The sequence below is a fragment of the Streptomyces lanatus genome, assembly GCF_014655715.1.
Classification (GTDB): Bacteria; Actinomycetota; Actinomycetes; order Streptomycetales; family Streptomycetaceae; genus Streptomyces; species Streptomyces lanatus.
This window is the reverse complement of record NZ_BNBM01000002.1, coordinates 440,371-453,277: the sequence shown is the minus strand read 5'-3', so window position 1 is coordinate 453,277 and position 12,907 is coordinate 440,371. Positions and strand designations below refer to the sequence as shown.

12 protein-coding genes are annotated in these 12,907 nt (G+C 70.6%); 10 read left to right on the top strand and 2 right to left on the bottom strand.

Translation table 11 applies throughout. The features are described 5' to 3' along the window. Positions 1-139: 139 nt before the first annotated feature. Positions 140-1,390 (top strand): glycosyltransferase family 2 protein, encoded by a 1,251-nt coding sequence (locus tag IE325_RS07250; RefSeq protein WP_190068882.1) that lies wholly within the window; start codon positions 140-142, stop codon positions 1,388-1,390. Here IE325_RS07250 and IE325_RS07245 read toward each other — a convergent pair. Beyond that, positions 1,359-3,398 (bottom strand): CDP-glycerol glycerophosphotransferase family protein, encoded by a 2,040-nt coding sequence (locus IE325_RS07245; RefSeq protein WP_190068881.1) that lies wholly within the window; start codon positions 3,396-3,398, stop codon positions 1,359-1,361. The two genes, IE325_RS07250 and IE325_RS07245, sit on opposite strands and share 32 nt — an antisense overlap. A 201-nt stretch (positions 3,399-3,599) precedes the next feature. Between IE325_RS07245 and proB the strand changes: the two genes are divergently transcribed. The 5 genes from proB to IE325_RS07220 all read left to right on the top strand — a co-directional run bounded on the left by proB (position 3,600) and on the right by IE325_RS07220 (position 8,612). Next, entirely contained in the window at positions 3,600-4,727 is a 1,128-nt protein-coding gene (gene proB / locus IE325_RS07240) for a glutamate 5-kinase (RefSeq protein ID WP_190068880.1), read from the top strand. A gap of 158 nt (positions 4,728-4,885) precedes the next feature. Beyond that, on the top strand, positions 4,886-5,329 hold the full coding sequence (locus IE325_RS07235; RefSeq protein ID WP_190068879.1) for a DUF8830 family protein: 444 nt from the start codon (positions 4,886-4,888) through the stop codon (positions 5,327-5,329). Positions 5,330-5,403: 74 nt separating this feature from the next. After that, complete coding sequence (locus IE325_RS07230; RefSeq protein WP_190068878.1) at positions 5,404-6,690, top strand: glutamate-5-semialdehyde dehydrogenase; 1,287 nt, start codon at positions 5,404-5,406, stop codon at positions 6,688-6,690. A 148-nt stretch (positions 6,691-6,838) separates the two neighbouring features. Beyond that, positions 6,839-7,414, top strand: coding sequence for an SCO2584 family spore wall biosynthesis protein (locus IE325_RS07225; RefSeq protein ID WP_190068877.1), 576 nt, complete (start codon positions 6,839-6,841; stop codon positions 7,412-7,414). Between the two features lie 121 nt (positions 7,415-7,535). Beyond that, entirely contained in the window at positions 7,536-8,612 is a 1,077-nt protein-coding gene (locus IE325_RS07220; protein WP_190068876.1) for an SCO2583 family membrane protein, read from the top strand. A gap of 16 nt (positions 8,613-8,628) precedes the next feature. Here the strand turns inward: IE325_RS07220 and IE325_RS07215 are convergent, their stop codons facing one another. Further along, positions 8,629-9,792: a M48 family metallopeptidase gene (locus IE325_RS07215; protein WP_190068875.1), complete on the bottom strand. Its 1,164-nt coding sequence runs from the start codon at positions 9,790-9,792 to the stop codon at positions 8,629-8,631. Between the two features lie 137 nt (positions 9,793-9,929). On the opposite strand from IE325_RS07215, the gene IE325_RS07210 reads away from it, so the two are divergent. From IE325_RS07210 to IE325_RS07195, 4 genes are all read left to right on the top strand, one after another. After that, positions 9,930-10,091, top strand: a complete 162-nt coding sequence (locus tag IE325_RS07210; protein WP_190068874.1) for a hypothetical protein — start codon at positions 9,930-9,932, stop codon at positions 10,089-10,091. A gap of 130 nt (positions 10,092-10,221) precedes the next feature. Next, entirely contained in the window at positions 10,222-10,386 is a 165-nt protein-coding gene (locus IE325_RS07205; protein ID WP_190068873.1) for a hypothetical protein, read from the top strand. Between the two features lie 76 nt (positions 10,387-10,462). Beyond that, on the top strand, positions 10,463-11,101 hold the full coding sequence (gene nadD / locus IE325_RS07200) for a nicotinate-nucleotide adenylyltransferase (protein WP_190068872.1): 639 nt from the start codon (positions 10,463-10,465) through the stop codon (positions 11,099-11,101). Between the two features lie 26 nt (positions 11,102-11,127). Continuing rightward, the gene (locus IE325_RS07195; protein ID WP_190068871.1) at positions 11,128-12,813 is read left to right on the top strand and encodes an LCP family protein; all 1,686 of its coding nucleotides are present in this window, start codon (positions 11,128-11,130) and stop codon (positions 12,811-12,813) included. Positions 12,814-12,907 lie beyond the last annotated feature (94 nt).

Genomic DNA, 12,907 nt, shown 5'->3' with positions numbered 1-12,907 from the left:
AGCGTGAGTCCATGTCAGTTCCCTATGTGATCTGGATCACTAAATGACATGGCTAAGGCAACCGGTTGGCATGCTCAACCGTCTACCAGTTAGCGAATGAGCTGATACGGGGGAAATATCCCATTGATGAGGGGGAAACGTGACCGTTGCGCAGCCTGATGTGACTGTGATCATCGGGGCGTACGAAGCGATGCCTTACCTGGTCGAGTGCCTGGCGTCGGTCGAGGCACAGACCATCGACCCGGAGCGGATCGAGGTCATCGCGGTGGACGACGGTTCGACCGACGGCACGGGGCAGTGCCTGGAGGACTTCGCGGCCCGCGTGCCGATGCGGGTCACCGTGATCCGGCAGGAGAACTCCGGCGGCCCGAGCGGACCGCGCAACGTCGGTCTCGGCAAGGCGACCGGGCGCTACGTCTTCTTCCTGGACGCCGACGACCGGCTGGGCCCCGAGGCCCTTGAGCGCATGGTCGCGATGGGCGACAAGAACGGCACGGACGTGGTGCTCGGCCGCGTCGAGGGCGTCAACCGCACGGCGCCCAAGTCGATGTGGGGCAAGACGCTGGACCGTACCGACGTCTTCTCCTCCAACATCAAGTTCACGCTGAGCGCGCAGAAGCTGTTCCGCCGGGACCTGCTGACCCGGCACAACATGCGCTTCGACGAATCCCTGTGGACCGGCGAGGACGCGCTGTTCACGATGGAGGCCTATCTGCGGGCCGACGGCGTCTCCGTGGTCGCCGACTACACCTGCTACTACCTGGTGGGCCGCGACGACGGCAAGCATGTGACGAAGAGCGGCGGCTACACCCTGCGCTTCGACTCCGCGCGCGCCCTGATGAACCTGATAGCCGAGCACCTGCCCGCCGGCGACCGCCGCGACCTGCTCATGGTCCGCCCGTTTCTCATCACCCTGCTGCCGCAGTTCGGGCCCCAGTACGCCAAGGACAGCGAGAAGGTCAGGCAGCACAAGCTCGAACTGGCCAAGCCCCTCATGGACACCTTCTGGACCCCGGACATCGCCCGCCGCCTCAAGGTGGACGAGCGACTGCGGCTGCACCTGGTCGCCGCGCAGCGCGCCGATCTCCTGCTGCCGGTCGTGGAGTTCGTCCGGGCCAAGAAGCAGCCGGCGGCCCTCCTGGAGAAGAAGGGCCGCCGGCTCTACCTCGCCTACCCGCACTTCCGGGACCGCGCGGCCGGTGTCCCCGACTCGGTCTACCTCGCCGATCCGCGCCAGGCCCGCGCCTACCCCGGCTACCGGGAGGGCGGCACCGACTCGTTCCTGCGCCGCGCGGTGCGCAAGGCGCGCCGGGTGCTGAGGTCCGCGGGCGGCGGCGCGAGGCCGTCGTCGGGCGGGCCTACGCCGGGTGGGCGGGCTGCGGCGGCGTAGCGGACCGCCGCTGGTCCGGGATCTCCGTTGCGGCCTCCGCAGCCAGCCGCTCCGCCATTCGTGTGCGGTGCTCCCGGGCCGTCTTGCACAGTGCTTGCACGGCGTCGTTGAAGCGCACCTGTGACACCGGCTCGTCCGGCCCCAGCAGGTGTCGCTTCAACTCGGCCCGAGCATCGGCCAGTTCGTCCTTCTCGGGGTGCCGCACCGTCCGCAGCAGGTCCGGCACCCCGGCCGCGTCCGGCGCCAGCACGGTCGCCGCGCGCACGGTAGGGAAGGCCTTGCGGAACACGTCCTCCGCGAGGCCACTGGTGTTCGCCACGGCGTACGGCTTCCCGCTCGCCAGGAAGTCGCTGATCACGCTCGACACATCGCTGATCAGCAGGTCCGCCTGGTTGAAGCAGGCGTACAGCGTGGGCCGGGGTGTGGTGACGACCTGGTGCTCGTCCTCGGGCAGCGAGGCCCAGTAGGCCTCCTCCCAGGCCGCCGTGGCCGCCGCCACCGCGTCCGCCCGCCCCGGCTCCGGCGCCGCCTGGAACAGCATCCGCTCCACCTGATCGGCGCCGGCCCGCAGGGCGGTCGTGGTGAGCCGGTCCAACTCCAGGGTGCGCAGCGCCAGTTCACCATTGCTGTCACCCGCCCGCTTCCGGTTCGCCGCCCCGATCAGTTCACGGATCCGCAGATCGGCCGCCCCGGCCCGCGCGTCCACGGAGCCCGTCAGCGGATGCGGCTTGTACAGCAGCCGTACGCCCGGGTCCGCGAGCAGCGCCCGTACGAGGTTCTCGCCGGCCTCGATCACCGAGGTGTTGCCCGGGTTGCCGTCCCAGCCCTCCCAGGTCGGCGCGTACAGCACGGTCGTACGGGCACCCGTCGGCGCCCCCTCGTACGGCCGTACGGCGTCCAGCTGCGGGCGGCCGATCTCCACCACGTCCTTGTCCTCGACGCCGACCTCGGCCTGCGCATACCGCTCCCGCGCCGCCGGACCGGCCACCCACACCTCGTCGTAGGCCTTCGCGTACGGGTTGCAGGACGACAGCTTGTCGCTCTCCCCGTGGTTGACGAAGGTGTGCTTCAGCGTGGGGATGCGCAGGACCTGGGAGGTCTTGCCGGAGTTCGAGGGGTGGATGAGGACTTCGAGCGAGGAGTCCTCCAGGCGCATCAGCGTCGACACCTTCGGCAGGCACAGGATCGGGACGTCGGTCGGGGCGATCTTCTGCACCATGAACCGCTCCCGCAGCACGATCAGCGGACGGCCCTCCAGCTGGGCGAGGGGCTCCAGCCACATGTTCGCCTGGTACGCCGAGGAGGCGCCGCCGGAGAAGTACAGGCCGACCGTCGGCCGGTACTCCGCCAGCCAGGCGTCCAGCCACTGGAGCGCCTCCCGCTCGCCCGCCGGGCGCCGGGACGGCAGCAGCCGTACGAGAAGGTCGTACAGGCCCAGCAGGGCCAGCCCCAGGGACAGCGCGATGCCGAGCGCGGCGCAGCGCCGGTCGTCGGTGGCCGCCGTGGCCAGCAGGCCCGTGGTGGCCGGGAGGCCGAAGATCAGCAGCCGGTGGCCGGGGCGGCGCAGCAGGACCGGTGGGGCGGGGGACAGGCGCAGCGCGGAGGCGTCGATGTTGCGGGTGACCACCGGCAGGGTGCGGGTGCGGCGGACCAGCACCGAGACCGCCTGGATCGCGCAGTGCAGCGCGTAGAAGGCGAGCAGACCTGCGATGAGCGGTGTGTACAGCGTCTCCCGGTGCTGCTCGCCGAGCCGCAGCAGGGCGACGACCAGCAACAGATCCCGCAGCACATGCCGCACGGTGATGTCCGCGTGCGACTTGGCGAACATCGACAGCATGCCGCGGTGCCAGCGGTACAGCACGCCCTCGACGGCCAGGGACACGACCGTCGAGGCGAGCAGCAGCGGGACGTGCGGGCGCAGCGCGGCCACGGCCTGGGCGCAGAAGGCTGCGGCCAGGAGAGCCGCGACCAGGGCTCTGGCCGGGATGCGGGACAGGGGTGTGGGCAACTGCGGTCACTCCAAGGTCGGCGCGGGACGTCGTGCGCCGGGTTAACGCGCGGCGGCCTGCAGACGACACGCACGTGTCCTGACCGTCCGAACGGTCACTCGACGGCTGTCCGGGGGCTGGACCGGTGCGCGCCGCGCCATCCGGTTCGCGTAGATTTCGAGCCGAGGCAACCGGCATTTGCGCGAGGGGAAAGAGCACAGGTGACAGGGGCAAGGCAGGGTGTGCGCGAGGCTCGCAGAGTCGTCGTCAAGGTGGGCTCCTCGTCACTGACCACCGCGTCCGGCGGCCTGGACGCCGACCGCGTCGACGCGCTGGTGGACGTCCTCTCCAAGGGCCGCAGCGGCGGGGAGCGGGAGATCGTCCTGGTCTCCTCCGGCGCCATCGCGGCCGGGCTCGCCCCGCTGGGACTGCGCCGCCGCCCCAAGGACCTGGCCCGCCAGCAGGCCGCCGCCAGCGTCGGCCAGGGCCTCCTGGTCGCCCGCTACACCGCCTCCTTCGCGCGTCACGGCGTCCGCGTCGGCCAGGTCCTGCTGACCAGCGACGACATGAGCCGCCGGGCCCACCACCGCAATGCCTCGCGCACCCTCGACAAGCTGCTCGCGATGGGCGCGTTCCCGATCGTCAACGAGAACGACACGGTCGCCACGGACGAGATCCGCTTCGGCGACAACGACCGCCTCGCCGCGCTGGTCGCCCATCTCGTACGGGCGGATCTGCTGGTCCTGCTGTCCGACGTGGACGGCGTGTACGACGGCGACCCCAGCAGGCCGGGGACCTCGCGGATAGCGGAGGTGCGGGGGCCGCAGGACCTGGCCCATGTCGAGATCGGCAGCGCGGGCAAGGCGGGCGTCGGCACCGGCGGCATGGTCACCAAGGTCGAGGCGGCCCGGATCGCGGCCGCCGCCGGTATCCCGGTCGTGCTGACCAGCGCGATCCACGCCGCCGAGGCCCTGTCCGGCGGCGACACCGGCACCTGGTTCCACGCCACCGGCAAACGCTCCGCCGACCGGCTGCTGTGGCTCCAGCACGCCTCCACGCCCCAGGGCTCGCTCACCCTCGACGACGGTGCGGTGAAGGCGGTCGTGGAGCGCCGCAAGTCCCTGCTCCCGGCCGGGATCGCGGCCGTCGAGGGCGAGTTCAGCGCGGGCGACCCGGTCGAACTGCGCGACAGCACCGGGCACGCGGTCGCCCGCGGGCTCGTCAACTTCGACGCGAAGGAGATCCCGCAGCTGCTCGGCCGGTCGACGCGGGAGCTGGCGCGGGAGCTGGGGGCGGAGTACGAGCGGGAGGTCGTGCATCGGGACGATCTGGTGGTCCTGGAGCCCTGAGAGGGCGGCGGCAGCCGAAAACAGGGGGAACGCCCCGCTTCAAACGTCGCCCTGAGGTGGACGTTCCGCAAAACCGCCCCGCGAGCCCTTGCGGCCTGCTCAACTTTGTCTCAGGGACAGATTCCACACTGCTCGACCCTTGCGTGAAGGAGGCCGCCGTGAGACGAGTGCGCCCTGGGGCGGCGGCGTCCCGTGCGGCCGGTGAGGAGCGCGCCTTGACGAGCGTCGCGGCCGGAGACCGGTACGAGCAGCCCGAGGACCTGCCCCGTCTGTGGCACGTCACCCTCAGTGTCTCCGGCCGGGAGGCCCCGCTGAAGGAGGTGCGGCGCGCCCTCGAACAGCTCGCCCACGACCACCCCTTTCTGCTGACCAGCCGCTACGCCAACGACCACGCCGAGATCCGCTACTGGGAAGAGGCCCGCGACCTGCACGACGCGGCCGCGGTCGCCCTGCGTCTGTGGGGCGAGCACCGCCAGAGCGCGGGACTGCCGCCCTGGGAGATCGTCGGCCTGGAGGTCATCGACCGCGAGACCTACCACCAGCGCATCGCGGAGGGATACGGACCGCCACCGGCGACGCCGGTCGGTGTCCACCCCTTTTGACCGGTCGTGGAGGGCTCGTCTCGGGGTTTGAAACGAACGATGGACCGGCCTCGCGGGCGCACTACCCTTCTTTCATGACCACGCTTTCGCCGTACGACTCCATGTCCCCGGTCAACCGGGCCGCCTACCGCGCCAAGGCCGCCGCCGCCGACCTCGCCCCGCTCCCGCGGGCCGACAAGGACGACGCGCTGCTCGCCATCGCGGACGCCCTGGAGGTCCGTACGAGTGAGATCGTCGAGGCCAACGCCAAGGACATCGCCAAGGCCCGCGAGGCCGGCACCAGCGAGTCCGTCATCGACCGGCTGACGCTGACGCCGGAGCGGGTACGCGCCATCGCCTCCGATGTACGGGACGTCGTCGCGCTGCCCGACCCGGTCGGCGAGGTCGTGCGCGGGTCCACGCTCCCCAACGGCATCGACCTGCGCCAGGTGCGGGTCCCGCTGGGTGTCGTGGGGATCATCTACGAGGCCCGCCCGAATGTGACGGTGGACGCGGCGGCGCTGTGCCTGAAGTCCGGCAACGCCGTGCTGCTGCGCGGCTCGGCCTCGGCGTACGAGTCGAACAGCGCCCTCGTGCGGGTGATCCGGGACGCCGTGGGCGGGGCCGGGCTGCCCGCCGACGCCGTGCAGCTGGTGCCCGGGGAGAGCCGGGAGAGCGTGCGCGAGCTGATGCGGGCCCGCGGCCTGGTCGACGTGCTGATCCCGCGCGGCGGTGCCTCGCTGATCCAGACCGTCGTCTCGGAGTCGATCGTCCCCGTCATCGAGACCGGCACCGGCAACTGCCATGTCTACGTCGATGCCCGCGCCGACCTCGACATGGCCATCGAGATCCTGATCAACTCCAAGGCCCAGCGGGTCAGCGTCTGCAATGCCGCCGAGACCCTCCTGGTCCACCAGGACATCGCAGCCGACTTCCTGCCGCGGGCCCTGGACGCCCTCGCGGAGGCGGGCGTGACCGTGCACGCCGACGAGAGGGTCATGGCGTTCGCCAAGGACTCCAAGGCGACCGTCGTCGAGGCCACGACCGACGACTGGGAGACGGAGTACCTGTCGTACGACATCGCGGCGGCGGTCGTGGACTCCCTCGACAAGGCCGTCGAGCACATCCGGCTGTGGACGTCCGGTCACACCGAGGCGATCGTCACCACTTCGCAGCAGGCGGCCCGCCGGTTCACCCGACTGGTCGATTCCACGACGGTCGCGGTGAACGCCTCCACCCGCTTCACCGACGGCGGCCAGTTCGGCTTCGGCGCGGAGATCGGCATCTCCACCCAGAAGCTGCACGCCCGCGGCCCGATGGGGCTGCCCGAGCTGACCAGCACCAAGTACATCGTCACCGGCGACGGGCACGTACGCCGCTGAGCCGGACGGCGTAGGGGCGCGCGGCCAGGGCATATGCGTCCGACACGCGCCCCCGGCTGCCTCCGTGACGCACGAGGGGTGTCTCACAAGGCGGATGAATTTCCATACCGTCTGCCCAAATTGACCCCCCAGGACTACTCTGGATCCCGTGCCGGAGGACGTGGGGGGCACGCCGTTCCCTGACGGCTGGGAGCCCGACGACGACCACGACCGCGGGGTGTCGGACGAAGAGTTCGCCTCCGTGGTCTTCGACGAGGCCTTCGTACAGGCGGCCGCGGTGCATGAGCCGACCGCCGTCGAGCGCCTCCTTGCCGCCGCCCAGGCCAGAGCCGAGGCCTCCGAGGCGGAGGCCCGCCGGGCCCACGGCCGCGGCGAGCGGTACGACGACGGGTACGGCCCCGACGGCCGCCCCGCTTTCGGCCATGATCCCGAGCTGGACGATCTGGACGACACGGACATCCTCGAAGGCCCCTACGGCTCCCCGGGGACGTACGGCAAGCAGGTCCGCTGGCATCGTCCCGTGGCCTGGATGCTCGCCCTGGTGATGGGCATCGGCATGGTCGCGCTTGCCTTCGCGGCGGTCTATCGCGGCGCCTCCTCGGACAACCGGGACCAGGTGGTGCCACCGGCGTCCACCGGCCTGGAGCAGGGCAGCGGACCGTCGCCGTCCGCTTCCGCGGAGTACTCGCCGCCGGCCGTTCCGGCCACCCCGCGGACCCCCTGACCGGAGTCGATCGAGGGCCTGAGCGTTACGGAGAGCCGCCGCACGATTCTGGTGAGAACCTGTCAGAAGTTGTCGTGCAACAGGGCGTTTACCCGGGCTCCCCGCGACCTACCCTGAAGATATGGGAGGGCCTGGAGACCCACCTGAGGGGACACCCGAGGGCGGCCCCGGAGGTGGCGAGGACGAGTACCGATCCGTCGTCTTCGACGAGTCGTTCGTCCGTGCTGCCCAGCTTCAGGAGTTCTCCGCCCAGGAGCGGATGACCGACCACACGCCCGCCGTACGCCGCCGTGCCCCCCTGCGCCGCGGCCTGTCCCGGCAGGCGCTGATCCTCGTGCTGCTGATCGCCGTCGCCTTCGGCACGGCGATCTACATGGGTGTACGGCACCCCTACCAGACCCAGGCCGGTTCGGGGCCGCCCGCCGAGCCGCTGCGGATGACCGTCATCCCGCTCGCCCCGGAGGGCGAGGTGCCCGGGATCGCCGACACCGACTACCTGTACGCGCACAGTCCCGCCGCGCAGTACCGGATCGGCGCCGAGGGCATACCGCTGCCGGCCGCGCGCAGTACCGCGCACTTCTCGGACAGCCAGGTCACCAGCGCGCTCATCATCGCCAAGGACTACATCGTGCGGTCCTCGCTGTACCCCGAGGTGCTCACCGGTGACCAGGTCCGTCCGGTGCGGGTGCTGCTCGACCCCGACCAACTCGACCAGTTCGACCAGAGCTTCGGGCATCCGGCCGCGGACGGACGGCATGCGCCGACCGGGTGGCTGGTTCGCTTCGACGCCGCGCAGGCGGAGCTGGCCGACCGCAAGATCCGGGTGCAGGGCACGCTCCAGGCCGCCGAGACCGACGCCTCCGCCCTCGAGGTCACGGCGGACCATACGTTCGTGTACGCGCTGCGGCCGGCGCAGGCCGGGGCGAAGGCGAGCGAGGCCTCGCTCTTCACCGTCCGGCGTGAGCTGCACTTCCGCTTCGACCGCGAGGACCTGCGCCTGCACCAGGCCCAGCTGGTCGTCTCCTACGTCCAGGCCGGGCCGCTGTCCTGCGCCGACGACTCCACGAACCGGCTGCATCCGCTGCTGGCGGGCCAGACGGCGAAGGAGGGCGGCCCCGCGGGGACCGACCCCTATGCGACGGGTGGGGCCACGGCGCTGTGCGGGTCGCTGGCGCCGGGGTCCCAGCCGAAGGTGTGAGCCGTCGGCCCGGTCGTCAGCTCTCGGTCCCGTCGGCGTCGTCCCTGCCGTCCGTACGGTCCGTGCCGTCCGTACGGTCCGTGCCGTCCGTACGGTCCGTGCCGTCCGTCTCGTCCCGCCTCGGCGCGTCCTTCGGCGGCGCGCTCGTGAAGCCGCCGAAGCCCCGGCGGACCCGGCCGCCCAGGTCGCCGGCGCCGCCAGCGATGTCCGTGACCAGCTTCATCAGCGGGTCCTTGGAGGACTTCACGTGCGTGGCGTAGTGGGACGCCGACTCACGGAAGGAGTCGGTGACCGAGGTGTCCTTGTCCTCCGTGCGGCGCGGGTAGTGACCGTCCATGATCCGCTGGTAGTCGCGGGACTCCGCCCACTTCTTCAGCTCGGCCGCGCGGACCGTGGTGAAGGGGTGGGAGCGGGGCAGGACGTTCAGGATCTTCAGGACCGAGTCGCGCAGGTCGCCGCCCGCCTCGTACTCCTCGGCCTGCTTCAGGAACGCGTCCACGTTCATCTCGTGCAGATGGTGGCCGCCCGCGAGCTTCATCAGGCCGCGCATCGAGGCCTGGAGATCCTGGCCGACCAGCAGACCTGCCCGGTCGGCGGAGAGCTCCGACTTGCGGAACCACTCCCGCAGCGCCGTGACGATCGCCATGATCGCGAGATTGCCGAGCGGGATCCAGGCGACCCGGACGGCGAGGCTGGTGAGGAAGAGCAGGATCGTGCGGTACACCGCGTGGCCGGAGAGGGCATGGCCCACCTCATGGCCGACGACCGCCCGCATCTCCTCCTCGTCGAGCAGCTCGACCAGGCCCGTGGTGACGACGATGATCGGCTCGTCCAGGCCGATGCACATGGCGTTCGGCACCGGGTCCTGGTTGACGTACATCGGCGGGACCTTCTCCAGGTCCAGGATGTAGCAGGCGTCCCGCAGCATGTCGTTGAGGTGGGTGAACTGCTGGTCCGAGACGCGGACCGAGTCCGACAGGAACAGCAGCCGCAGACTGCGCTCGGGCAGCAGCCCGCTGAGCGCCTTGAAGACCGTGTCGAAGCCGCTGAGCTTGCGCAGGGCCACCAGGGCCGAACGGTCCGCCGGGTGTTCGTACGCACGCGAGGAGATCCCCGGGAAACGCCTGCGCTGCCTGCTCGGCACGTTCTCGTGCCCGTTGTGCTCGTGGCCGTCGGACATGTCTTCCCCCATGTGCGTCTCGATGGGTCTCTCTCGGCCCTTTGCGGAGCCTTGTTCCGCCCTTTGCGCCCCCGAAGCAGAGCCCAGCCTAGGCGGAGTTACCTTGGACGGGCACTACAGCGAAGGAGTTCCGCGTCATGGAGCACAACCCCGCGGCCGCCTGGCTCACCGAGGCCGCGACCGCAGCCGAGCAGCAGGGGGCGGGAAATCTGCTCCGGGTCGTACTGATCGTGATGGTCGTGGGCTGTGTGCTGACCGCGTGGTTCCTGTTGCGCGGCTACAGGCAGAAGGACGACTGAACCGCCGGGAAGGTTGCCCGCCGGTCGTCGAAGGCGCCCGGGCGGGGGAGTCGGCGTGATCCTCGTCATGGCGCCCGCTTACGATGAGCCGACATCTTTATCCCGCCCACACCGATAGGTCACGCCGAAGATGAGCTTCCACAGCGCAGCTGCCCAGTTGGTCACCCTCGCCGCCGAGGGCGAGGAGCACGGCGGCAACCACGACAGCATCAGCCCGCTGGTCACCGGCGGCGGCGCGTTCGTCATCCTCATGCTGCTGCTGTGGATCACCACCCGCTTCAACCGCGACCGCTGAGTCCCGGCCAGCCCCCTGTCTCCGCCCGGACAACTGTCGGCGGAGCTCTCAGGCGGGGCCGGTAGGGTCTGCACGCATGGGAGAGCAGGACATGCCTACCGGCCCCGGAAACGGCCCGACGAACCCCGGCAAGCGCCGCCTCGGCGTCATGGGCGGAACGTTCGACCCGATCCACCACGGCCACCTCGTCGCGGCCAGTGAGGTCGCCGCGCAGTTCCATCTGGACGAGGTCGTCTTCGTGCCGACCGGCCAGCCGTGGCAGAAGAGCCACCGGAATGTCTCCCCGGCCGAGGACCGCTATCTGATGACGGTCATCGCGACCGCGGAGAACCCGCAGTTCTCCGTCAGCCGCATCGACATCGACCGCGGCGGCCCCACGTACACCGTGGACACCCTGCGCGATCTGCGCGCGCTCAACCCCGACACGGACCTGTTCTTCATCACCGGCGCCGACGCCCTCGGCCAGATCCTGACCTGGCGGGACTCCGAGGAGCTGTTCTCCCTGGCGCACTTCATCGGCGTCACCCGGCCCGGACACCACCTCGACGACGACGGACTCCCCGAGGGCGGTGTGTCGTTGGTCGAGGTTCCCGCGCTGGCCATCTCGTCCACCGATTGCCGCGCGAGAGTCGCGAAGGGAGATCCCATCTGGTATCTGGTGCCCGACGGAGTCGTGCGCTACATCGACAAACGTGAGCTGTACCGCGGCGAGTGAGGCGAGTGAGCCGAGAGGGGCTACCGGTGAACGACCGATACGACGCGGGGGACGCAGGGCACGGGGCCGACCAGTACGAACTGGTCGGGTACGACGAGTACGGGCGGCCGGTGTACCGACAGGTGCCGCCCCAGCAGCAGTACGACCCTTACGGACAGCAGGGCTACGGCTACGACCCGTACGCGACCGGCACCGGGCAGCAGCAGACCCAGTCGTACGACCCTTACGGCGGCGGCGACACCGGCCAGCAGCCCCGCCAGCCGTCGGGCTACGACCCGTACGGCACCGGCACGCACCAGCAGCAGACCCAGTCGTACGACCCCTACGGCCGTACCGCCACCAGCGGGCAGCAGCCGCGTGCCGCCGAGCAGACCGCGTACATCCCGCACCAGGCCGGACCGGTCGAGGACCAGGGCGCCCAGGGGCGCGGCGACCGGGACTACCGCACCGAGCAGTTCGCCTTCGTCGAGGAGCCCGACCAGGACTCCGAGGACGTCATCGACTGGCTGAAGTTCACCGAGAACCGCACCGAGCGCCGCGAGGAGGCCAAGCGACGGGCACGCGCGCGTGTGATCGCCCTCGTGGTCGTCCTGGCGATGGTCGCGGCCGGCGGCGTCGGCTACCTCTGGTACGCCGGGAAGCTGCCCGGACTCAGCTCCTCGGACGACAAGACCGACACCGCGACACCCGTGGGCGCCCAGAAGCGCGACGTGATCGTCGTCCACCTGCACAACACCGGGAAGGGCGGCACCTCCACGGCGCTGCTCGTCGACAACACCACCACCAAGCAGGGCACCACCGTCCTGCTGCCCAACTCCCTCGCGCTGGCCGGCGACGACGGCAGCACGACCACGCTCGCCAAGTCGGTCGACGACGACGGCTCCTCAGGCACCCGCGACGCCATCGACACCGCCCTCGGCACCGAGATCCAGGGCACCTGGCGGCTCGACACCCCGTATCTGCAGAACCTCGTCGACCTGATCGGCAACATCGAGGTCGACACCAACGCCGACGTGCCCGACCCGGGCGCCAAGTCCAAGGGCGCCGCACCCCTGGTCCGCAAGGGCAAGGCACAGACCCTCAGCGGCAAGACGGCCGTCGCCTACGCCACCTACCAGGGCTCCGGCGAGGCCCAGAACGCCCAGCTGGAGCGGTTCGGGCAGGTCATGCAGGCCGTGCTGCGCAAGCTGACCTCGGACACCCAGGGCGCGACCACCACCGTGCAGACCCTGGGCATGATCATCGAGCCGCCGCTGACCGACAAGGACCTCGGCGCCTTCCTCGCCAGGCTCGCCGACCTCGCCAAGGGCGGCGACTACAAGACGGCGATGATGCCCGTACAGGGCGACGGCACACTTAATGCGCAGGCCAGCGCGAGCGTCGTCAAGGACGTCCTCGGCGGCACCGCCAAGAGCCCCGACAAGGACGCCGCGATCCGGGTGTCCGTCCGCAACGCCAGCGGCGTGAAGGACAACACCGGCAAGGCCCGCGTGGTCCTGCTGAACGGCGGCTTCACCTTCCTGGAGGGCGGCAACACGGCCACCGAGGCCACCTCCGAGGTCGTCTACGCCGACGCGGCCGACAAGGACAACGCCACCGAGGTCGCCAAGACCCTGGGCCTGTCCGCCGACGCGGTCAGCAAGGGCGACGTGGCCGGGAACGCCGATGTCTCGGTGCTCCTGGGCCAGGACTACGAACCGTCCTCCTCGTAGCGCCGCTCCGTACATCACCGCAGGCCACCCCACGTGAAGCGATAATCACGTGGGGTGCTGTCACTGGTCCGTGAGACCCTTGAGGTCGAATGAA

Coding starts and splice junctions, on each gene's coding strand:
- IE325_RS07230 (WP_190068878.1), top strand. CDS start 5,404: ATGACCACGCTTTCGCCGTACGACTCCATGTCCCCGGTCAACCGGGCC.
- IE325_RS07220 (WP_190068876.1), top strand. CDS start 7,536: ATGGGAGGGCCTGGAGACCCACCTGAGGGGACACCCGAGGGCGGCCCC.
- IE325_RS07210 (WP_190068874.1), top strand. CDS start 9,930: ATGGAGCACAACCCCGCGGCCGCCTGGCTCACCGAGGCCGCGACCGCA.
- nadD (WP_190068872.1), top strand. CDS start 10,463: ATGGGAGAGCAGGACATGCCTACCGGCCCCGGAAACGGCCCGACGAAC.
- IE325_RS07205 (WP_190068873.1), top strand. CDS start 10,222: ATGAGCTTCCACAGCGCAGCTGCCCAGTTGGTCACCCTCGCCGCCGAG.
- IE325_RS07215 (WP_190068875.1), bottom strand. CDS start 9,792: ATGTCCGACGGCCACGAGCACAACGGGCACGAGAACGTGCCGAGCAGG.